The sequence below is a fragment of the Pseudomonas sp. PDM30 genome (assembly GCF_019218985.1).
Taxonomy (GTDB): Bacteria; Pseudomonadota; Gammaproteobacteria; order Pseudomonadales; family Pseudomonadaceae; genus Aquipseudomonas; species Aquipseudomonas jessenii.
The window spans coordinates 17055-37296 of the sequence record NZ_JAHUWM010000002.1; the positions used below are offsets into that span (position 1 = coordinate 17055).

Annotated in this window: 21 protein-coding genes; 7 read left to right on the forward strand and 14 right to left on the reverse strand. The window is 58.9% G+C overall.

The annotated features are described in order from the left end of the window. Positions 1-43: 43 nt before the first annotated feature. Complete coding sequence (locus tag KW840_RS04055; RefSeq protein WP_218494518.1) at positions 44-265, forward strand: DUF1161 domain-containing protein; 222 nt, start codon at positions 44-46, stop codon at positions 263-265. A gap of 68 nt (positions 266-333) precedes the next feature. Here the strand turns inward: KW840_RS04055 and KW840_RS04060 are convergent, their stop codons facing one another. Next, positions 334-1335, reverse strand: coding sequence for an LLM class flavin-dependent oxidoreductase (locus KW840_RS04060; RefSeq protein WP_057712580.1), 1002 nt, complete (start codon positions 1333-1335; stop codon positions 334-336). Between the two features lie 239 nt (positions 1336-1574). Between KW840_RS04060 and KW840_RS04065 the strand changes: the two genes are divergently transcribed. Then, positions 1575-2006: an OsmC family protein gene (locus KW840_RS04065; protein WP_090452349.1), complete on the forward strand. Its 432-nt coding sequence runs from the start codon at positions 1575-1577 to the stop codon at positions 2004-2006. Positions 2007-2185: 179 nt separating this feature from the next. After that, complete coding sequence (locus tag KW840_RS04070) at positions 2186-2419, forward strand: DUF1161 domain-containing protein (RefSeq protein WP_057712581.1); 234 nt, start codon at positions 2186-2188, stop codon at positions 2417-2419. A 4-nt stretch (positions 2420-2423) separates the two neighbouring features. On the opposite strand, the gene KW840_RS04075 is transcribed toward KW840_RS04070, so the two are convergent. Both KW840_RS04075 and KW840_RS04080 read right to left on the reverse strand, forming a co-directional pair. Beyond that, complete coding sequence (locus KW840_RS04075; RefSeq protein ID WP_218494519.1) at positions 2424-2843, reverse strand: hypothetical protein; 420 nt, start codon at positions 2841-2843, stop codon at positions 2424-2426. 40 nt (positions 2844-2883) lie between these two features. Then, on the reverse strand, positions 2884-3306 hold the full coding sequence (locus tag KW840_RS04080) for a hypothetical protein (RefSeq protein WP_090452343.1): 423 nt from the start codon (positions 3304-3306) through the stop codon (positions 2884-2886). Between the two features lie 59 nt (positions 3307-3365). Here KW840_RS04080 and KW840_RS04085 point away from each other — a divergent pair, with 59 nt between their 5' ends. Then, on the forward strand, positions 3366-4463 hold the full coding sequence (locus KW840_RS04085; RefSeq protein WP_218494520.1) for an aminopeptidase: 1098 nt from the start codon (positions 3366-3368) through the stop codon (positions 4461-4463). Here the strand turns inward: KW840_RS04085 and KW840_RS04090 are convergent. From KW840_RS04090 to KW840_RS04105, 4 genes are all read right to left on the reverse strand, one after another. Beyond that, the gene (locus KW840_RS04090; protein WP_057712585.1) at positions 4445-5674 is read right to left on the reverse strand and encodes a nucleoside recognition domain-containing protein; all 1230 of its coding nucleotides are present in this window, start codon (positions 5672-5674) and stop codon (positions 4445-4447) included. The genes KW840_RS04085 and KW840_RS04090 overlap by 19 nt on opposite strands. 189 nt (positions 5675-5863) lie before the next feature. After that, the gene (gene gltP, locus KW840_RS04095; RefSeq protein ID WP_057712586.1) at positions 5864-7195 is read right to left on the reverse strand and encodes a glutamate/aspartate:proton symporter GltP; all 1332 of its coding nucleotides are present in this window, start codon (positions 7193-7195) and stop codon (positions 5864-5866) included. Positions 7196-8034: 839 nt separating this feature from the next. Next, on the reverse strand, positions 8035-8199 hold the full coding sequence (locus KW840_RS04100) for a DUF1328 domain-containing protein (protein ID WP_090452337.1): 165 nt from the start codon (positions 8197-8199) through the stop codon (positions 8035-8037). A gap of 71 nt (positions 8200-8270) precedes the next feature. Next, entirely contained in the window at positions 8271-8558 is a 288-nt protein-coding gene (locus tag KW840_RS04105) for a hypothetical protein (protein ID WP_057712587.1), read from the reverse strand. Between the two features lie 436 nt (positions 8559-8994). Between KW840_RS04105 and algB the strand changes: the two genes are divergently transcribed. Both algB and KW840_RS04115 read left to right on the forward strand, forming a co-directional pair. Beyond that, positions 8995-10341 carry a sigma-54-dependent response regulator transcription factor AlgB gene (algB, locus tag KW840_RS04110; RefSeq protein WP_057712588.1) on the forward strand — a complete coding sequence of 449 codons (1347 nt, stop codon included), beginning with the start codon at positions 8995-8997 and terminating at the stop codon, positions 10339-10341. 10 nt (positions 10342-10351) lie between these two features. Further along, a complete protein-coding gene (locus KW840_RS04115; RefSeq protein WP_218494521.1) occupies positions 10352-12142 on the forward strand; it encodes a KinB sensor domain-containing domain in 1791 nt (596 codons plus the stop codon). Positions 12143-12149: 7 nt separating this feature from the next. Here the strand turns inward: KW840_RS04115 and KW840_RS04120 are convergent, their stop codons facing one another. The 7 genes from KW840_RS04120 to KW840_RS04150 form a co-directional block, all read right to left on the reverse strand. Then, positions 12150-13763, reverse strand: a complete 1614-nt coding sequence (locus tag KW840_RS04120) for an EAL domain-containing protein (protein ID WP_057712590.1) — start codon at positions 13761-13763, stop codon at positions 12150-12152. Between the two features lie 76 nt (positions 13764-13839). Then, positions 13840-14619, reverse strand: coding sequence for an N-acetylmuramoyl-L-alanine amidase (locus tag KW840_RS04125; RefSeq protein ID WP_057716533.1), 780 nt, complete (start codon positions 14617-14619; stop codon positions 13840-13842). Positions 14620-14722: 103 nt separating this feature from the next. Beyond that, positions 14723-16681 (reverse strand): GGDEF domain-containing protein, encoded by a 1959-nt coding sequence (locus KW840_RS04130; protein ID WP_218494522.1) that lies wholly within the window; start codon positions 16679-16681, stop codon positions 14723-14725. Next, entirely contained in the window at positions 16678-17556 is an 879-nt protein-coding gene (locus KW840_RS04135) for an endonuclease/exonuclease/phosphatase family protein (protein ID WP_057712592.1), read from the reverse strand. The genes KW840_RS04130 and KW840_RS04135 overlap by 4 nt, the downstream gene beginning before the upstream one ends. A gap of 14 nt (positions 17557-17570) precedes the next feature. Continuing rightward, positions 17571-18212 carry a thiol:disulfide interchange protein DsbA gene (gene dsbA / locus KW840_RS04140; protein WP_218494523.1) on the reverse strand — a complete coding sequence of 214 codons (642 nt, stop codon included), beginning with the start codon at positions 18210-18212 and terminating at the stop codon, positions 17571-17573. Positions 18213-18411: 199 nt separating this feature from the next. Beyond that, positions 18412-19041 carry a cytochrome c4 gene (locus tag KW840_RS04145; RefSeq protein WP_057712594.1) on the reverse strand — a complete coding sequence of 210 codons (630 nt, stop codon included), beginning with the start codon at positions 19039-19041 and terminating at the stop codon, positions 18412-18414. Between the two features lie 45 nt (positions 19042-19086). Next, positions 19087-19377 (reverse strand): cytochrome c5 family protein, encoded by a 291-nt coding sequence (locus tag KW840_RS04150; RefSeq protein WP_218494524.1) that lies wholly within the window; start codon positions 19375-19377, stop codon positions 19087-19089. 191 nt (positions 19378-19568) lie between these two features. Here KW840_RS04150 and yihA point away from each other — a divergent pair, with 191 nt between their 5' ends. Beyond that, positions 19569-20213: a ribosome biogenesis GTP-binding protein YihA/YsxC gene (yihA, locus tag KW840_RS04155; protein WP_057712595.1), complete on the forward strand. Its 645-nt coding sequence runs from the start codon at positions 19569-19571 to the stop codon at positions 20211-20213. Positions 20214-20242: the final 29 nt, after the last annotated feature.

A 20242-nucleotide genomic window follows, 5' to 3' on the forward strand; every position in this document is an offset into this window, starting at 1 on the left:
GACGGCTGGTTACCCCCTATGATCCGACCAGGGAATGCAACCGATGAAGAAGTTTATGTTGGCAGTAGGTTTGTTGAGCCTTGCGGGGAGCGCGTTGGCGGGCGGCAAGCCATGCGAAGAGCTGAAAGCCGAAATCGCAGCGAAACTTGATGCCAAGGGCGTTTCCGGTTACTCGCTGGAGATTGTCGACAAAGGTGCCGCAGGCGGCGGAAAAGTTGTTGGCAAATGCGAAGCGGGTGCCAAAGTAATCGTCTATAAAAAGTAGGCCGATTCTCGCCCGAATGAAAAAGCCGACGCCGTGGCGCCGGCTTTTTTATGCCTGCCGTTTGAGCATCAACCCCGCATGACCTGCGCCAGCAGTTCGTAGGAATGCACGCGATCGGCATGTTCGTACAGGTCACAGGTGAAAATCAGCTCGTCAGCCTGGGTCTGTTCGATCAGGACCTCGAGTTTGGCGCGGATTTTCTGCGGGCTGCCGATCATCGCCAGGCCAAGGAAATCGTGCACGGCATCTTTCTCATGGGGCAGCCACAGGCCGTCCATCGTCTTCACCGGCGGACGCTGTACCAGGCTTTGGCCACGCATCAGGGCGAGAATCCGCTGGAACACCGAGGTCGCCAGGAAATCGGCCTGCTCGTCGGTATCGGCGGCCACCAATGGCACGCCGAGCATCACGTAGGGCTTGTCCAAAACGGCTGACGGCTTGAAGTGATTGCGGTAGACCCGAATCGCTTCATGCATGTAGCGCGGTGCGAAATGCGATGCGAAGGCGTAGGGCAAACCGCGCTCACCGGCCAGTTGCGCACTGAACAGGCTCGATCCCAACAACCAGACCGGCACATTGGTCCCGGTCCCCGGCATGGCGATGATGCGTTGGTCCGGGGTACGTGGCCCAAGGTAGCGCACCAGTTCCGCCACGTCTTCCGGGAAATCGTCGGCGCTGCCGGAGCGTTCGCGGCGCAGCGCACGTGCGGTCATCTGGTCGGAACCGGGGGCACGCCCCAGGCCCAGATCGATCCGGCCCGGATAAAGGCTTTCCAGGGTGCCGAACTGTTCGGCGATCACCAACGGTGCGTGGTTGGGCAACATTACCCCGCCCGAACCGACTCGAATGGTCGACGTGCCACCGGCCAGGTAACCGAGTAGCACCGAAGTCGCGGAACTGGCGATGCCATCCATGTTGTGGTGCTCAGCCACCCAGAAGCGGTTGTAACCGAACTTCTCGACATGCTGCGCCAGGTCCAGCGAGTTGCGCAGCGATTGGGCCGCGCTGCCGTTCTCGCGCACGGGCACCAGATCGAGGGTCGAGAACTTGATATCGGACAGTCGTTTCATAAACCTGCTTCTCCAATTGAGGGCGCAGGTTTGTTCTTGCGAACGCAAACCTGCCGAATCCAAAAGCGTATTCATGCAATGTGGGCATATACCCGAGTTTCAATAGCCCGGTAAAAAATCCCGCGAAAAAAGCAGACTGATCGGGCGAGATGAACTTTGCGCCACTGTCTATCCTCACAACCCTGGCAAGTGAAAACCACGAAGGCGCGACGTTTCGCGCCAATCTTGAGGAGACAGGCATGGCTATCGTTAAGAAAGCATCGGCCCATTGGGAAGGTGATCTGAAAACCGGCATCGGCTCGATTTCCACAGAAACCGGCGTGCTCCGGGAAGCTCCCTATGGCTTCAAGGCGCGCTTCGAGGGCGGCCGGGGCACCAACCCGGAGGAGTTGATCGGCGCGGCCCACGCCGGCTGTTTCTCCATGGCGTTTTCCATGATTCTCGGTGATGCCGGCCTGAAGGCCGATAGCATCGACACCCAGGCAGAAGTCACTCTGGATCAAGTGGACGGCGGTTTTGCGATCACCGCAGTGAAATTGATTCTGAAAGCGAAAATCCCCGGGGCGACGCAGGCGCAGTTCGAAGAACTCAGCAACAAGGCCAAAGAGGGCTGCCCGGTATCCAAAGTGCTGAATGCGAAGATCAGCCTGGAGGCAACATTGGTCGGCTAGATTTTAATTGAAACGAAAAGATCGCAGCCTTGCGCAACCTGCCGGGATTATTTGGCAAAAGGTGCTCAAGGCTGCGATCTTTTTTGCGTCGCGACAGACTCGCCCGCTAAAACTGTGGTCGAATAAATGACAGCAGCGAAAACCACGATTGTGCGTGCTGCCTCAAAGGAGCTTCAACCATGAAACGTTTTGCCTTGGCGGTTATCTGTTGCGCACTGGCCACTTCGGCCTTGGCGGCACCGAAACCCTGCGAAGAGCTCAAGGCCGAGATCGAAGCCAAGATCCAGGCCAGCGGCGTATCTTCCTACACGCTTGAAATCGTCACCAACGACGAGGTCCATGACCAGAACATGGTTGTGGGTTCGTGCGAAAACGGCACCAAGAAAATCATCTACCAGAAAAACGACCGCTGACCGCTCACATCAGGCAGTAGGATTCCCGGTCTTCAGCAACGATTTCGCGCTTGGCATTGTACAGCCGGGCACCGGGGGTAAAGGCGATGGAACGGCCTTCGAGCACATAACGCTGACCGGCTTCGAAATGATCGTAATTGATGGTCAGGTAGCACAGCCGTTCCGAGGGGCCGCCCATCATCCCCAATCCGCCACCGGGTACTTCAAAGTCGAAACGCACGATCAGTTCATGGCTTCCCGGCGTGACCTCGAAAAAACGCCCGTCGCGCAGGCGTTGTTTATCCAGTCGTTCGGCCATCAACAACTTGTCGTTAGGGAAGGGCGTCGAGAATTCGATCCAGGCCATCTGTGGATTGGGTGTCGGCATCGGGCTTTGGCAGCCCGCGACAACACCGACGGCGAGTAATAGCATCAACCTGCGCATGATGGATGTCCCAAGGGATATGCATCCAGCATAACGCCGATCAGGTGTGTTGACAGCCTGCCGGTGTGCCTTGGCCAATCACTTTGCGCTGTTGATCGTAGAGTTTCGCCCAAGGCCGAAAACCGATGTTCCCCGCCTGTAGTTGATAACGCTCACCCGCGTTGAAGTCGCTGAATTTCACGCTCAACTGACAATCGCGCCACAACGGCTCGGCGTCCGGGCCGATATTGGTGGGCTGGACTGCGAATTGGTAGCGGACCGTCAACTCATGGCTACCGGGATGAACCTGGAAATAGCGTTTATCGTCAGTGATTTTGTCATCGACCTCCAGCGCCTGCAGCGCCGTATCTTCCTGCTTCGAATCAAGGTCGATCCAGGCTTGCGCAGGATCATGGCGGGGTATTCCGAAACCAGCACAGCCGGCCAGCATCAGCAGGCCTCCTGACAGTATCAACATGCGCATAGCGGAGCTCCAGTCTGGCGGGATAGTCTTGTGGAAAGACTCTCCAAGGAAGAATTATTGTGATCAGGCCGCTTCCTAGCCTTGGGTTACTTGATCGCGTTTTTCGCGTTTTGTTTCCGAGCCTGCTGTTTTTGTTGCTCAACGGCTGCACCAGCACCAGCTATTACAGCCAACTGGCCAGCGGCCAACTGCAGTTGCTGCGGGCGAGGGAGCCTGTTTCCAGCGTGATTGCCGACCCGGCGCGCGATCAAAAACTGCGTACACACCTGGAGCAATCGCAAAAGGCCCGAACCTTCGCCAGCCAGCAATTGCACCTGCCGGACAACCAGAGCTACCGCCTGTACGCGGACATTGGGCGCCCCTTCGTCGTCTGGAATGTCTTCGCCACACCGGAATTTTCCCTCAAGCCCGTAAACCACTGCTTCCCCATCGCCGGTTGTGTGGCTTATCGCGGTTACTACAGCCAGAGCGCAGCCCGCGGTGCAGCGGCTTTGCAACGCTTGCAAGGCATGGACGTGTCGATTGGCGGCGTCGAGGCCTATTCGACACTTGGCTGGTTCAACGACCCGATCATCAGTTCGATGATGGGCTGGGGGGATGAGCGACTGGCCACGCTGATCTTTCACGAGCTCGCCCATCAACGTTTCTATGTGAAGGACGACACGGAGTTCAACGAATCCTTCGCCACCTTCGTCGAGCAGGAAGGTACTCGCCAATGGCGCGCCTACCGCCACATGCCACCGGATAACAATGCGCAGGCACGTCAGCGCGACCAGTTCACTGAGTTGGTACTCAAGACCCGCACCCGACTGGAAAAGCTCTACACCTTGCCGTTGCCAACCGAACAAATGCGCCAGCGCAAGGCGGCCGAGTTCGAACGCTTGCGCAGCGAATACCGGCAATTGCGTGACCGTCAGTGGGCCGCAGACAAACGCTACGACGCGTGGATCCATGCCCCCATGAACAACGCCCGGTTATTGCCGTTTGGTTTGTACGACCAATGGGTGCCGGCTTTTGCCGCGCTGTTCCATCAGGAGGGTGGCGACTGGCTCAAATTTTACACCGCCGTGGAAAAGCTAGGCGCCTTGCCGACGGGCGAGCGCAAGGCCGCGCTGAAAGTGTTGGCTGGCGGGGCCGATCAACCAAAGAACCAGTAGCAAACCCCGATAGCCCCCAGCACCCCGGCAAGCTCCGCCAGCAATGCGCAGCCAACCGCATGGCGTGCGCGCTGGATGCCCACGGCACCGAAGTACACCGCCAGCACATAGAACGTCGTTTCGGTACTGCCCTGGATTGTTGCTGCCACCAGCGCCGGGAAGCTGTCCACGCCCGAGGTCTTCATGGTTTCAATCAGCATCGCCCGGGCGGCGCTTCCCGAGAAGGGTTTGACCATCGCCGTCGGCAGCGCATCGACGAAACGCGTGTCCCAACCGGCCCATTCCACCAGATGCCGGATCCCGTCCAGACCGAAGTCCAGTGCCCCGGATGCCCGCAGGACACCCACCGCGCAGAGCATCGCCACCAGGTAGGGCAGCAAGTTCTTGGCGACATCGAAACCCTCTTTGGCACCTTCAACAAAGGCCTCGTAGACCTTCACTTGGCGCAGCGCGCCGATCACTAAAAACAGCATGATCAGGCCAAACAGCGTCAAGTTGCCGAGGATCGATGACAGGCCGGCCAGAGCGGTCGCCGAAAGGGTCGCCAGCAACGCCATGAAGCCACCGAGGGCTAGGGCGCCGGGGATCAGGTAGGCCAGCACAACGGGGTCCCAGACGCGCAGGCGCTGCATGAACGCCACCGACAGGAAGCCGACAATGGTCGAGCAACTGGTCGCCAGCAGGATCGGCAGGAACACCAGCGTCGGGTCCGGCGCACCTTGCTGGGCGCGATACATGAAGATGGTCACCGGCAGCAGGGTCAGCGAGGAGGCGTTGAGCACCAGGAACAGGATCTGTGCATTGCTGGCGACGGTAGCGCTGGGATTGAGCTCCTGCAGTGCCTTCATGGCCTTGAGGCCGATCGGTGTGGCGGCGTTGTCCAGGCCCAGGCCGTTGGCCGCGAAGTTAAGGGTGATCAGGCCGATGGCTGGATGACCCGGCGGGACTTCAGGCATCAGGCGCAAAAACAGTGGCCCCAGGGCCCTTGCCAGCCATTCGACGATCCCGGCTTTCTCGGCAATGCGCAGAAAACCCAGCCAGAGGGTCAGGGTGCCGAACAGCAGCACCATGACTTCGACCGACAGCTTGGCCATGGCAAAAATGCTTTCCACCATCGCCGCGAATATCCCGGCGTTGCCACCGATCAGCCACTGGGCCAGCGCCGATACAGCTGCCACGATGAAGAAGCCAAGCCACAGGCCATTGAGCATCAGTCAAATCCCCCCAAAAGATCCGCGAATGATAGCGGGGTAGCCAGAAACGACAAACCCCGGATTTCTCCGGGGTTTGTTGTAGGAGCGAGCTTGCTCGCGATGGACGTCAATGATGATGCGGGCATTCTGGATAAGCCCGGTGCTCCTGCCACCATCGCGAGCAAGCTCGCTCCCACAGGTTTTGCATCAATTGCTGGAGGTTTCACCCGCCGGCAGTTTTTCCTTGCTGCGCCAGTGCGGCAGGGAGTTCCAGTAGCGCTGGCCCTTGGCGTCGTCGTACATGCCTTCCCAACGAGCGATAACCAGAACGGCCAGGGCGTTACCGATCACGTTCAGTGCGGTACGAGCCATGTCCATGACGCGGTCGACACCAGCGATGAACGCCAGGCCTTCCAGTGGAATACCGACGCTGCCCAGGGTGGCCAGCAGTACCACGAAGGACACACCCGGTACGCCGGCGATGCCTTTGGAGGTGACCATCAACGTCAGTACCAGCAGCAGTTGCTGGCTGATCGACAGGTCGATGCCATACAGCTGGGCAATGAAGATCGCCGCGATGCTTTGGTACAGGGTCGAACCGTCGAGGTTGAACGAGTAACCGGTCGGCACCACGAAACTGCAAATGGCTTTCGGCGCGCCGTAGGCTTCCATCTTCTCGATCACGCGCGGCAGCACGGTTTCGGAGCTGGCGGTGGAGTAGGCCAGTACCAGCTCATCCTTGAAGATGCGCATCAGCTTGATCACCGAGAAGCCGAACAGGCGAGCGATCAGGCCCAGGATTACGAAAGCGAAGAAGGCGATGGCGACGTAAACCAGGATCACCAGTTTGGCCAGCGGTATCAGCGACGCGAAGCCGAAGTTGGCAACGGTCACCGCGATCAGTGCGAACACGCCGATCGGGGCGTAGTTCATGATCATGTGAGTGACCTTGAACATGCTTTCCGATACGCCCTGGAACATCTTCACCAGCGGCTCGCGCAGGTCCGCCTGCAGGCTCGACAAACCGAGACCGAACAATACAGAGAAGAAGATGATCGGCAGCATTTCGCCGCGAACCATGGCCGCGAAGATGTTCGACGGGATCAGGTTGAGGATGGTTTCGATGAACGCATGTTCATGCTGAACCTCGGCCGCTGTGGCCTGGTACTTGGAAATGTCCACAGTGCCCAGGGTGCTCATGTCGATGCCGGCACCCGGATGGAACAGGTTGGCCAGCAGCAGGCCGACCACGATGGCGATGGTGGTGACGATTTCGAAGTAGATGATGGTCTTGAAGCCGATGCGCCCCAGCTTCTTGGCGTCACCGACGCCGGCAATGCCGACGATCAAAGAGGAAATGACGATCGGGATCACGATCATCTTGATCAGACGGATAAAGATATCGCCTGCCGGTTGCAGGACGTTGCTGATCCACCAGGCTTTTTCGGCACTGAAATGGTTGAGCAGCGCACCGATTGCAATCCCCAATACCAGACCGATGAGGATCTGCCAGGCGAGGCTAAGCTTTGCCTTCTTCATATCTTTACCCTTACTTGTTGTTTGACTCAGGGAGATGCGCGAACTGGAACGCTTGTGGCGAAAAAGTCCAGTGCATCTGCCCCCCGTATAAGGTGCCCCGGAACGCGTGTTTACGGCTCTCTGGCAGGCGAAAAAAGGCGCAACTATTCCGATGCAAGGAAGCGCCGTCTAATGCCGTAAACGCCTACCCTATGCCGAATCGGCATGAGGTTTTTTTACCGAAACGCGCGTCCCAACCGGTTCGAATACGACATTTCGGCAGGCATAAGTGCCGTGAACCGGCCATCACAGAGCAGATTGAGTATTTTTCGAGCAGTGGCCGAGCGTTGATTTTTCAGCAAAATCGCGCAGGACGAAGGGAAAAATCGCGGCCAAAGAAAGGTGATTTTTCTCGATATACGGTCGCAGATGAAACACCGGGAAAAGTATTTTCCGACGTAACACGGACAAGGACGGGATAACACTGATGAAATCGAGACGAGCGCTCTATTTCAATGTGTTGCTTGATCAAGCCCTTGGCAAGTCCGTCGAGCCTTGGCGGTCCGACGAACTTGCGCAGCAGCTTTTCCTGACCCGGCCCTTGCGCAGGTACTCCCTGTACCCGTAGGTCACTCCGCCCCTGAAACAGGCAGAACGTCCCGACCCCTTGGTCATGCGCCGGCCTTCCTCAGGTGGCGCAGGTGGAAAGAGGCGCTGTGGCCTCCTTCGTGTACAAATTCTGTCCGGTCAACAAGCCTGCATGGGCAGGTCAGGCATATCGGGGAAACGCCAGCCCTCATGCCATGGCACTACCGCCCAACAGCTGGGCGGCTGCCAAGTCTTGAACAACCCTTCTCATATCAGCCTCGACCGCGACGGCCCAAGAAGAAGGAGACAATGAACATCACCAGGAACACGACAAACAAAATCTTGGCGATACCCGTGGCGGTGCCCGCGATACCACCGAAGCCCAGTACAGCAGCGATGATGGCGATGATCAGGAATGTGATTGCCCAGCTCAACATGGTGATTCTCCTTACGCTTCTGTTTAAAGGTGCTGCGTTTCCCGGCGCATGGGGTGCGGCGGAAGTTTTGCCTAGAACACCCAACGCTCTTGATGACGTATCTCACCCACAGGCCCGGCCTGGTCGACATCCATCATGCGCATCGGGGGGCTATCGGCCTGACCGCTGCTGACAGCGCTGAAATGGGTTTGGGTCGGATGCGGAATCGACAAACGTGGCGCTTCCGGCTGCTGGCTCTGCTCCCAGCGCAGAAACTGCTGGCCGCCGATCAGGGTGATCAACAGTGCCAGAACGGCAAACAACCCTTGCTGGATAGACACAGGCGAGAGGTGCAGGTGGGCGGCACGTTGACGGTTCATCCTGGAGCTCCTACCACTGGGGTCGGTATTCGATTGCGGGCGTTTGTTTTTGAATGCCCTGGTTAACCAGACAATTGCAGCCTGCATGCCAGCTTTTATTTTGAATAATTTCTTTTTATATCAATACTTTACGAACATAAAAAATTAACTTCGCACGCATCCTGCACGATGCCTCTTGTTCAGTCGTGCGTATTGCACGATTGGTTTGAAGGAAGACGTAAATTTTTTGAATTGAGAGAAGGGCGCGGATGTCAGAAATACACGCTGGCCTTTGCAGGAAACCGGGCATCCATTTAAGACCCACGAAATTCGCCGGCTAAGCGATACATGGGATGAAAGCTACCCTGCCATGACAGGAATGGCTCAGAATCAATCATGCAACTTGCCCGATTTCTCCGAGACTAAATAACGATCATTCATTAAGGAGCGTAGGAAAATGGAGTCCGCCACTGAGCATCAAGGCCGCATTCTGCTGGTGGATGACGAATCCGCCATCCTGCGTACTTTCCGTTATTGCCTCGAAGACGAAGGCTACAGCGTGGCCACCGCCACCAGCGCCGCGCAGGCAGAAGCCCTGTTGCAACGGCAGGTCTTCGACCTGTGCTTCCTCGACTTGCGCCTGGGTGAAGACAACGGCCTCGATGTGCTGGCCCAGATGCGTATCCAGGCGCCCTGGATGCGGGTGGTGATCGTCACTGCGCACTCTGCCGTCGACACGGCGGTGGATGCGATTCAGGCTGGCGCCGCCGACTATCTGGTCAAACCGTGCAGCCCCGATCAATTGCGGCTGGCAACCGCCAAGCAACTGGAAGTGCGGCAATTGTCGGCGCGACTGGAAGCCCTGGAAGGCGAGGTACGCAAGCCCATGGATGGTCTGGACTCCCACAGCCCGGCCATGAAAGTGGTACTCGAAACCGCCCGCCAGGTTGCCACGACCGATGCCAATATCCTGATTCTGGGTGAATCCGGTACCGGCAAGGGCGAACTGTCCCAAGCCATTCACGGCTGGAGCAAACGCGCGAAGAAATCCTGCGTCACGATCAACTGCCCGTCGCTGACCGCCGAGCTCATGGAAAGCGAACTCTTCGGCCACAGCCGCGGCGCCTTCACCGGCGCCAGCGAAAGCACCTTGGGCCGAGTCAACCAAGCTGACGGCGGAACGCTGTTTCTCGACGAGATCGGCGACTTTCCCCTGACATTGCAGCCGAAGTTGCTGCGCTTTATTCAGGACAAGGAATATGAGCGCGTCGGTGATCCGGTGACCCGCCGTGCCGATGTGCGCATCCTTGCGGCCACCAACCTCAACCTTGAGGACATGGTGCGCGACGGTCGTTTCCGTGAAGACCTGCTCTATCGCCTGAATGTCATTACCTTGCACCTGCCACCGCTACGCGAACGCCGCGAAGATATTCTCAACCTGGCCGACCGTTTCCTGGCACGCTTCGTCAAGGAGTACGCCCGTCCCGCGCGCGTCTTCAGCGACGAGGCCCGGGAAGCACTGCTGGGCTATCGCTGGCCGGGCAACATCCGTGAACTGCGCAACGTGATCGAACGGGCGAGCATCATCTGTCCGCAGGAACGGGTCGAGATCAGTCATCTGGGCATGGCTGAAACCCCGGTCAACAATGCACCGCGCATCGGCGCGGCACTGAGCCTGGATGAGCTGGAGAAGGCCCACATCGGCGCGGTCCTCGCCACCGCCGATACCCTGGATCAAGCGGCGAAAACCCTGGGCATCGATGCCTCGACGCTGTACCGCAAACGCAAGCAGTACAACTTGTGAGCAATCGCCGATGAAACTGGCGATGAAATTGCGGACCCGGCTTTTCCTGAGCATCTCCGCACTGATCACCGTCGCGTTGCTCGGGCTCTTGCTCGGGCTGGTCAGCGTGATGCAGATGGCCGGCAGCCAGGAAGCACTGATCCGCAGTAACTTCATCACCCTGGACCTGGGGCTCAAGCTGCGTCAGACCCTGGGTGATCAACTGATCATCATGCTCAGCGAGAAGCCTGACTCCGCCGCTTTCGCCGCCTCGAAGCAGCGTTATTTCCAACTGCTGGAGGAGGGCATCGCCCAGGAACCGGAGGAAACCGCAAGCGAGCACGGTTTCAGAAAAGCCAAAGCCGACTACGAGCGTTTTATCCAGGCTTATGAAGCGTCCCCGGACCCGTCGAAGGTGCTCAGCAGCCACGACAACCTGACGGAAAAATTCAATGCGCTACGCAATGGCCTGATCGCCGAGCACAAGCGCGCGCTTGATAACATCAGCGATACCGAGCGCCAGGCCCGGGAGCAGGCGCTGCTGTTTGCCGGGTTGCTTGGCCTGGTGGGGCTGGCGGTGCTGATCATCGGCTTCGTGACCGCACAAGCCATCGCCCGGCGTTTCGGGGAGCCCATCGAGGCCTTGGCCAAGGCGGCGGACAATATCGGCCAAGGCAATTTCGATGTCACCCTGCCGATTTCCTCGGCGGTGGAACTGAACCAGCTGACCCGGCGTTTCGGGATCATGGCCCAGGCGCTGCGTGAGCATCAGGCCACCAACGTAGATGAGCTGCTGGCCGGTCAGCAGCGCTTGCAGGCCGTGCTCGACAGCATCGACGACGGACTGCTGATGATCGACCGTCAGGGCCATCTGGAACACCTTAACCCTGTAGCCCAGCGTCAGTTGGGCTGGGAGTCAGATCGTCTGGGTCAGGGGCTGGGTACGGCGCTGGAGCGCCCCGAGCTCGATGAGCAGCTGCAACTGGTGCTGCGCGGCGGCACGCTGGAGCGGGCGCCGGAAGACTTGAGTGTCGAAGTCGATGGCGAGTCGAGACTGCTGACCTACAGCCTGACCCCGGTCAGCCATACCCAGGGCCATATTCTGGGTGCCGTGATGGTGCTGCATGACGTCACGGAGCAACGAGCGTTCGAACGGGTACGCAGCGAATTCGTATTGCGAGCCTCCCATGAATTGCGCACACCGGTCACCGGCATGCACATGGCCTTCGGATTGTTCCGTGAGCGCGCTCACTTTGCCCCGGATTCCCGGGAAGCCGACCTGCTCGATACCGTGAACGAAGAGATGCAGCGGCTGATGCAGTTGATCAATGACCTGCTGAATTTCTCCCGTTACCAGAACGGTTTGCAGAAACTCACCCTGACGCCGTGTTCTATCGAGGCGTTGCTGGAACAGGCTCGGTCACGTTTTGCCACATCGGCCGAAGAGAAGGAAATCAATCTGCTGGTGGAAGTGCAGGGGCCTTTGCCGCGGTTGCAGGCCGACCAGCCGCAACTGGAGCGGGTACTCGACAATTTGCTCGACAACGCCTTGCGTCACACCGGCTCCGGCGGGCGGATACGCTTGCAGGCCCGGCGTCACGGTGACCGGGTCATCATCAGTGTCGAGGACAACGGCGAAGGCATTGCCTACGGTCAGCAGGGGCGGATCTTCGAGCCCTTCGTGCAGGTTGGACGCAAGAAGGGTGGGGCCGGGCTCGGACTGGCCTTGTGCAAGGAAATCGTGCAATTGCATGGCGGACGGATGGGTGTCTATTCACGGCCGGGGCAAGGTACTCAGTTCTACATGACGCTGACCGTTTAGGTCACCCTCACGCTTCGTCATCCAGGCGCCGGCCGGCCCGACGCCGTCCCCGGGTAATCAATTCAGTGAACTGCACTGCGCTCAACGCGCGGGCGAACAGCCAGCCCTGGCCGAACTTCACGCCTTCACTGCACAGGAACGCGGCCTGGGCCTCATGTTCGATGCCCTCGGCAATCACCTTCAGGTGCAGCGACTGGGCCATATGAATGATATGTGGGGCCACGCCGCTGCTGGCGGCGTCATGGCCCAGCGCATCAATGAACGCCTTGTCGATTTTCAGGCAATCGACTGGCAGGGTTTGCAAATAGGCGAGGCTGCAATAGCCGGTGCCAAAATCATCGATCAACACCTGATGCCCGACATCCCGTAGCGCTTGCAGGTTTTCCCGGGCCACCACCACATCGACCAACCCGCGCTCGGTGACTTCAAAAGCAATTTGCCGCGCAGCGACGCGATGCAGGGTCAGCAGCCGCGCCATCACCTGGCCAATCCGCGGAACCATCACATCACACGCCGCGAGATTGACCGAGATGTACAGCTGCGGGTTCGCACGCAGCAACTGGCCGAGTTGCTCGAGCAGGCGCTGCAAGACGAAGTCCGTCATCTGGCGAATCTGCCCGGTGTTCTCCGCCATCGGAATGAACAGGTCGGGACTGGTCAGGGTACCGTCCGGCCTGCGCCAGCGCAGCAGTGCTTCTGCCCCGACACAGTTGCGGCTATCGAGGTCGAAGATCGGTTGGTACAGCACCTGCAACTCGCCACGGCGAATCGCGCCGGCCAGCTCGGCGTCCAACGACTGCCGTTGGCGCACCAGCAAAAACACCAGGAACCCAACGCATATGCCCAGCGCAAGGCTGGCCGGCAGCAACCACCACCAGACCGCCGGGATATGCATGCCGGTGCGCGGGCTGATCAACACCAATTGATATTCCGGGTTGTCGGTGGGCATCCGGTATATCAGGCGTGCCTGGGTGATCTGCAGCGCATCACGGTTTTTCGGTGGCCAGGCCTCGGCCGGCGGCCAGACCTGAGAAGCGCCCAGCACCGGAATCGCGCGCGCGCCATGGTCCAGAACTACAAGCAGGCTGCTGCCCGGCGACAGGTCGACCATATCGGTCAAATGCCCGCGAGAGGTCGCCACCCGGAAATTCCCGCGCCCGAGCATCAGCGCGGCACGGTTTTCATCGGGTTCAGTGGTGGTATTGAGCCAATAGCTGTAAGTCGGGCCTTTGATGTCTGGCGATCGACTCAGCGACAGCCCTTCCTGACGAGGGCGATTGGAGCAGATTCGTGAAGAGTCCATGTAGGCGGCTTCGTAGACGAAGCGATAATTGAACGTAACCTGTTGCAAGGTCGCGATCATTTCAGCATCGCAGCCGCGCAACGGTTGCGCTTCAAGGTCATCAAGGCTTTCACGCAGTTGCCCGAAGAGCTGTTCGAGACGGGCGAGGAAGCGTTCGCCCTGAGCATTCATTTCTTCGCTTTCGCTTTGCTCGACCTGGTGTATGGCGACGAACAGGCTGCCGGCCATCAATAATGTTGCGCTCAAGACAGTAGACATCAGCCCCAGGAACCAGGGGCGATGGAACCAACTACGGAAGGTCTCTCGAGCAGCAGTCATTGTGCAATATCCGATGTATTACCAATGAGTTATAGCTGCTGATTGGAAAAAAGCCCTGACCGTCGGGCGGGCGTCATTATTTTGTCTGGTTCAACACCCACAGTAGCGCGGCGGTTTGCGCATCCGGAGTGCCATCGAAACGCGCCGGACGGAAATGCATCTGAAATGCCGCTATCACATGTCGTGTCGCGACATCGAGCTCGCCGGTCTGTGGCGAGGCATAACCCAGGCGGGCCAACTGCGCCTGAAACCAACTGATGCTCGGCAACTGCTCGGCGAACAACATTTGCTGGCGCGCCACCGACTGTTCATTCGGCCAGATGCCCAAGCCTTCGGCGGCCAGACGCTTCCAGGGGAACAGCGGCCCCGGGTCCAGCTTGCGCAAGGGAGCAATATCACTATGGCCAATGATCTCGCGAGGTTTTATGCCGTGACGTTTGCTAATGTCCTTGAGCAACACGATCAGCGACTGGACCTGGTCTTCGGTGTAGGGATACCACACGCGTCCGGTCGGGGTGTCCTCGAAGCCCGGGTTGACGATTTCGATACCGATGGAACTGGAGTTCAGCCAGGTGCGGCCATTCCACTCACTCTCCCCGGCGTGCCAGGCCCGCACATTTTCATCCATCAGCTTGTAGATGGTGGCGCCCTTGTCGTCGCCGATCAGGTAATGGCTGCTGACCTCACCGTGGGTCAGCAATTGCAACGAACGCTCCAGCGAGGCATTGGTGTAATGCACCACCACAAATTGCACGCGGCTGTCGTAATTGGCCGAAGAGTGGCTGGTGTTGAAACGGGGGCCGCTGGCACAGCCGGCAAGCACAATCAGCGATAAGATCAGAGCAAAATATTTCATGGCGAAAGGCAGTACACGCAAGACAATAATGCAACAGTGTAACGTAATGCCTTGCGGGCGGACGGCAATCCCATCGAATTAAACAAAATGGAACAGATCACCGTCAGCTCGGTTCCACTCGGTTGCGGCCGGCATTTTTTGCGCGATACAGCGCCTGATCGGCTCTTTTAAGTACCTGATCGCTATGTTCACCCGGCCTGAACGCCGTCATTCCGATAGACACGGTGATGGTCACCGGCTCTCCCTTGAAGTGGAACGGACAGGCTTCAATGGAGGCCCGCAAGCTTTCCAGCATCTTCAGCCCCGCCGCCGGCACCGTGGATGGCATTAACAGCACAAATTCCTCGCCGCCGAACCGGGCAATGAAATCCGTTCCGCGCAGCCGCTTGCGCAGTACGCTGGCGATGATTTTCAGCACTTTGTCACCGGCCAGATGCCCGTAGTTGTCATTGATGCGCTTGAAATGATCGAGGTCGAGCATGGCCAGCAACAGCGTGTTGCCATGTTGTTGCCATTGTGTGACTTCATGACCCAGGCGCTCGCTCCAGGCCGCGCGGTTGGGCAGCCCGGTCAACGGGTCGACCAATGCCTTCTGTCGTTGCTCTTCAAGGTGCTCGCGGTAACCCTGGGCCTCCTGCTCCATATGGGCGACCCGCTCGGCCAGGCTGTGCAGGCGCGCAGCGACTTCCTGCTCGCGCTCATCGCGCTGTTTCTGGTGCTGGTCCATGGTGCCCAGCAAGCCTTCGAGATGGTTTTCCAGTACGTGCTTGAGATCTTCCAGGTCCGCGGCTTCCTGCATGCTGCTTTGCAGGCCATCGACCTGTTCGCGGATCTGCGTGTCCATCTGTCGCGCAGCCGAACGGTTGTCGGCGTGTCCCGCGGTGGCGGCCTGCAAGTTGCTCTGGAACGATTCGAGACGTTCGTTCAGTCGTTGCAGATAGGCTTCGAACTCATGCTGGCCGCTGTCGGTAATGGCCAGCATCAATGTGGCGAAGTCGTCGAGAATCGGCAGCAATTCGTACCAGTTCAGACCGTTTTTCAGACGATCGCGCATGGATTCTGCTTGTGGACGATGACGCTCGGGCAGTGTCAGGTCGTCGAGCAGCCCCAGCAACGTGTCTTCGATGTGGCTGGCCACCGAGCTGTAGGAGGGCTCGGGGGAATCCGGGAGTGCGTAGAGAATGTCGTGTTCGGATGACGCATGATCGACGACGGCCACGTCCTGCATCGGAATCGGAGGTAAGGGCAAGCTATCGGGTGATGCTTGCGCGGTCAGCTCGTCGGGGTTCGCTTGCGACTCAGGTGATATCGCGATGGTTTCCGGGGTCGGTTTCTCGGCCGATTCGATTTCCGCCGCGGCTGCACTGGGTGGTTGAGGCTCCGCAGCCGGAGGTGCAAAAGCCACGGTTGGCTCGGTCGGCGCGAACTCGTCCTCGACTCGCTCAACAGCGGGTACTTCGCAGCTTGCCGCAGGGCTCTCGGCTACAGGGGCAGCCAGCGCAGGAGCAGAGGCCGTTGATGCCTCCGTCTCCTGCGCTTCACGACCGCCGAACAACCGCTGCAGCAAGCCCGGCCGGCCGTTCTCCGTTGGGGTCTCCAGCTGGCTCAGGGCCTTGCCCTGCAAGCCACTCAGCTCGCTGAGCAGCAAGGGCATCTCGCGCGCCTGACTGACCCGCGCATCCAGGTGCTTGGCGAAATTCTTGAGTGGCCGACTCACATCCCGTGGCAATGGCAATGTTTGCAGTTGCGTGACCAGCGCAGTCAAGGCGGCACTGGTCTGGTTGACTCGGGTTTCCCGACGCTGTTCGGAGTCGAGCACGGCTTTTTCCAGGCGTGGAATCAGCGCAGCCAGGCCGGCGTCCATGTCATCGGTACGCACGACTTCGCGCATTTCCTTCATGCATTGGTCAACGGCGCGGTCCGTACCTTCCGCTGCCAGGGTGCTGCGCACCAGCCCGCGACGCAGCAAGTCGAGCCGCGCGTCCCAGCGACGTTCGAGCTTTTCCTGTTGTTCGATGCTTTTGAGGTATTTCTCTTTCCAGCGCTGTGCTTCGTCGCTCATTCATGGGATCCGCGAGGGGCAGGACTCAACGCGGGCAATGCATCGGCCGTGAGCGAACCCGGCAAACGAATCTCTACCGCGACCGGCAGGTGATCGGAAATGGGCTGTGCCAGCACCTCAACCTTTTCCAGGGTCAGGCTCGGGCTCAGCAGGATATGGTCCAGGCAGCGCTGTGGGCGCCAGCTGGGAAACGTCGCTTCCAGTTGCGGCGCAAGCAGGCCGAGATCGCGCAACGGGGAATGTTGCAGCAGGTCACTGGCATGGGTGTTCATGTCGCCCATCAGCACCTGATGCTTGTAGTCGCCGATCAACTCGCGGATGTAGGCCAATTGCAGACTGCGTGCCCGGGCGCCCAACGCCAGGTGCATCATGACCACCACCAGCGCTTCCGGGCCTTCGCCGAACCGTACCAGAATGGCTCCGCGACCCTTTGGTCCCGGCAACGGATGATCCTCAATTGCCCACGGACGCAATCGGCTGAGCACGCCATTGCTGTGCTGGGCCAGGCGACCGAGATTACGATTGAGTTGTTGATACCAGTAGGGAAAGGCGCCGAGCTGGGCCAGGTGTTCGACCTGATTGACGTAACCTGATCGCAGGCTGCCGCCATCGGCCTCTTGCAAGGCGACCAGATCGAAGTCGCCTAGCAGATTGCCGATTTTCTGCAGGTTATCGGCACGCCCCGTGTGCGGCAGCAGGTGCTGCCAGCCCCGGGTCAGGTAATGCCGATAGCGCTCGGTACTGATACCGACCTGGATATTGAAACTGAGCAAGCGCAGACGACTGTCTGCGGGCAGGCCCGTGGATTCCAGATGATGCTCGTTGACCCGCGGATCATGCAGGCCAACGATGCGTTCAGTACCCCATCGGCGCATGGCAGTGACTGCCCTTAGTTGGCGGCAGCCTTGTTAGCCGCTCGCTCTTTGTCGATCAGTTTGTCGGCCAGTTGCAGGGCCTGTTCGGCACCGCCGGCAGAACCCACGTCGAAGCGATACTTGCCGTTGACGACCAGGGTTGGAACGCCGGAGATTTCATACTTCTTGGCCAGTTCACGGGCTTGAACAACCTGGCCCTTGATAGCAAAGGAGTCGAAGGTGGCCAGGAATTTATCCTTGTCTACGCTCTGGGTAGCCAGGAAGTCAGCCATGTCATTCTTGTCGATCAGCTTCATTTTTTTGTTCTGGATCGCGTCGAATACCGCGGCATGAACCTTTTGCTCAACACCCATGGACTCAAGGGTCAAGAACATTTGGCCATGAGCATCCCAAGCTCCGCCGAACATGGCTGGAATACGCTTGAAATTCACATCGGATGGCAGTTTTTCAGCCCAAGGATTGATTGTCGGTTCAAAATGATAGCAATGCGGGCAGCCGTACCAGAACAGCTCCACCACTTCGATCTTGCCAGGCACGGCAACCGGAACCGGATTGGTCAGCTCGACATAAGGGGCGGCTGGGGCGTCGGCGGCCTGGGCAGTCATGCCAAACAGGCTGGCAGCGGCAAAAACGGCACTGATGATCAGATTACGCATGCTTTACTCCTGGACAAATTTTTTCGCCGCGCGCGATTGTTTTCAGACAGATCCTGGCGGGCTTGAGTTCTGTAGTGTAACGGCAGCGGCCACAAAAAAGGGCGGCCAAGGCCACCCTTTTTATACTTGCCGAGACGGATTAATCGAGCGTTAACGTTGCAGGCGATCAGCACGCCGTTCAACGCCCGATCCACCGGCCTTAGTGCAGGCCTTGAATGTAGCTGGACACCGCGGCGATGTCTTCGTCGCTCAGCTTCTTGGCAATGCTCTGCATCGGTTTGGTATCGCCGTCGTTGGTGCGGCCACCTTCTTCCTTGCGGAAATCGACCAGTTGCTTGCCGACGTATTGAGCGTGCTGGCCACCCAGGTGCGGGAAACCGGCAGCCGCGTTACCTGCGCCATTTGGCGAGTGGCAACCGGTGCAGGCTGGCAGGCCCTTGGCCAGGTCACCACCACGGAACAGGGCCTCACCGCGAGCGACGATCTTCGGATCGGCGGCACCGACGCTGCCTTTCTGGCTGGCGAAGTAGGCAGAGATGTCCGCCAGGTCCTGATCGCTCAGGTTGGTCAGCAGGCCGGTCATTTCCAGAACGGTGCGCTTGCCCGACTTGATGTCGTGCAATTGCTTGGTCAGGTAGCGTTCACCTTGACCTGCCAGTTTCGGAAAGTTTGGCGCCATGCTGTTGCCATCCGGGCCGTGGCAGGCGCCACAGACGGCGGCTTTGGCCTGGCCGGCTTTTGCATCACCCGGTTGTACTGCCTCACCTGCAGCATGGGCCATGCCGGAGATGCCCACGGTCAACAGCAGACTCACGATCAATTTCTTCATCAGCTAATCCAACTACGGCTAAGGGTTAAGAGTTATGGACCGGGCTTACTCGCTCATCCAAAGGATGATGGCTCGGTAATCCTCGGCACTGCAGTCCATGCACAAACCACGCGGCGGCATCGCCTTGAAACCCTGGGTCACGTGTTGCACCAGCGTCTCCATACCTTTCGCCAACCTCGGCGTCCAAGCTTCCTGATCGCCTTTTTTCGGCGCCATGGGGAGTTGGCCGGAATGACAGGCACCACAAACACGGTTGTACACAGCTTCCGGATCCTGTGTAGCCTGAGCGCTGTAAAGCGGCATCAATACACCGGCAGCTAGCAGCCATTTCGTCATAAAACGACCTTTTCAGGGTTGAGAGCGAGCTGCGTTCTAGTGCGCAATCAAGGTCTGTCGCTCTCGTGAACTTCGTCCTACGCTGGGACAAAGCGCACACAAAATCTGCGGCATTATATACTGGCGTCACTGAAACGGAAGCGACACTGCTTGCCACACCCATTCCTGGCGCCGCCCACATCGGAAATCCCATGCAACTCAAGAATCCCATCCTCGGTCTGTGCCAACAGTCCACCTTCATGCTCAGCGCCGCCAAAGTCGATCAATGTCCGGATGACGAGGGCTTCGAAGTCGCCTTCGCCGGGCGTTCCAACGCCGGCAAGTCGAGTGCCTTGAACACCCTGACCCACGCCAGCCTGGCGCGCACCTCGAAAACCCCGGGACGCACGCAGCTGTTGAACTTCTTCAAGCTAGACGATGAACGCCGTCTGGTCGACCTGCCGGGCTACGGTTATGCAAAAGTACCGATCCCGCTCAAGCAACACTGGCAGCGTCACCTGGAGGCATATCTGGGTGGTCGCGAGAGTTTGAAGGGTCTGATCCTGATGATGGACATCCGCCATCCGATGACCGATTTCGACCTGCTAATGCTCGACTGGGCCGTGGCTGCCGGGATGCCGATGCACATTCTGCTGACCAAAGCGGACAAGCTGACCTATGGCGCGGCCAAGAACACCCTGCTCAAGGTTCAGGCGGAAATCCGCAAGGGTTGGGGCGATCTGGTGACAATCCAGCTGTTTTCGGCCCCCAAACGCATGGGCCTGGAAGATGCCTACACCGTGCTGGCTGGCTGGATGGAGCTGGCGGACAAGGGTGCCGAAGCAGAGATTCAATAAATATCAAAAACTGTTTGTGGTGCGCTTTT

Coding starts and splice junctions, on each gene's coding strand:
- KW840_RS04055 (WP_218494518.1), top strand. CDS start 44: ATGAAGAAGTTTATGTTGGCAGTAGGTTTGTTGAGCCTTGCGGGGAGC.
- KW840_RS04060 (WP_057712580.1), bottom strand. CDS start 1,335: ATGAAACGACTGTCCGATATCAAGTTCTCGACCCTCGATCTGGTGCCC.
- KW840_RS04065 (WP_090452349.1), top strand. CDS start 1,575: ATGGCTATCGTTAAGAAAGCATCGGCCCATTGGGAAGGTGATCTGAAA.
- KW840_RS04070 (WP_057712581.1), top strand. CDS start 2,186: ATGAAACGTTTTGCCTTGGCGGTTATCTGTTGCGCACTGGCCACTTCG.
- KW840_RS04075 (WP_218494519.1), bottom strand. CDS start 2,843: ATGCGCAGGTTGATGCTATTACTCGCCGTCGGTGTTGTCGCGGGCTGC.
- KW840_RS04080 (WP_090452343.1), bottom strand. CDS start 3,306: ATGCGCATGTTGATACTGTCAGGAGGCCTGCTGATGCTGGCCGGCTGT.
- KW840_RS04090 (WP_057712585.1), bottom strand. CDS start 5,674: ATGCTCAATGGCCTGTGGCTTGGCTTCTTCATCGTGGCAGCTGTATCG.
- gltP (WP_057712586.1), bottom strand. CDS start 7,195: ATGAAGAAGGCAAAGCTTAGCCTCGCCTGGCAGATCCTCATCGGTCTG.
- KW840_RS04100 (WP_090452337.1), bottom strand. CDS start 8,199: ATGTTGAGCTGGGCAATCACATTCCTGATCATCGCCATCATCGCTGCT.
- KW840_RS04105 (WP_057712587.1), bottom strand. CDS start 8,558: ATGAACCGTCAACGTGCCGCCCACCTGCACCTCTCGCCTGTGTCTATC.
- algB (WP_057712588.1), top strand. CDS start 8,995: ATGGAGTCCGCCACTGAGCATCAAGGCCGCATTCTGCTGGTGGATGAC.
- KW840_RS04115 (WP_218494521.1), top strand. CDS start 10,352: ATGAAACTGGCGATGAAATTGCGGACCCGGCTTTTCCTGAGCATCTCC.
- KW840_RS04120 (WP_057712590.1), bottom strand. CDS start 13,763: ATGACTGCTGCTCGAGAGACCTTCCGTAGTTGGTTCCATCGCCCCTGG.
- KW840_RS04125 (WP_057716533.1), bottom strand. CDS start 14,619: ATGAAATATTTTGCTCTGATCTTATCGCTGATTGTGCTTGCCGGCTGT.
- KW840_RS04130 (WP_218494522.1), bottom strand. CDS start 16,681: ATGAGCGACGAAGCACAGCGCTGGAAAGAGAAATACCTCAAAAGCATC.
- KW840_RS04135 (WP_057712592.1), bottom strand. CDS start 17,556: ATGCGCCGATGGGGTACTGAACGCATCGTTGGCCTGCATGATCCGCGG.
- dsbA (WP_218494523.1), bottom strand. CDS start 18,212: ATGCGTAATCTGATCATCAGTGCCGTTTTTGCCGCTGCCAGCCTGTTT.
- KW840_RS04145 (WP_057712594.1), bottom strand. CDS start 19,041: ATGAAGAAATTGATCGTGAGTCTGCTGTTGACCGTGGGCATCTCCGGC.
- KW840_RS04150 (WP_218494524.1), bottom strand. CDS start 19,377: ATGACGAAATGGCTGCTAGCTGCCGGTGTATTGATGCCGCTTTACAGC.
- yihA (WP_057712595.1), top strand. CDS start 19,569: ATGCAACTCAAGAATCCCATCCTCGGTCTGTGCCAACAGTCCACCTTC.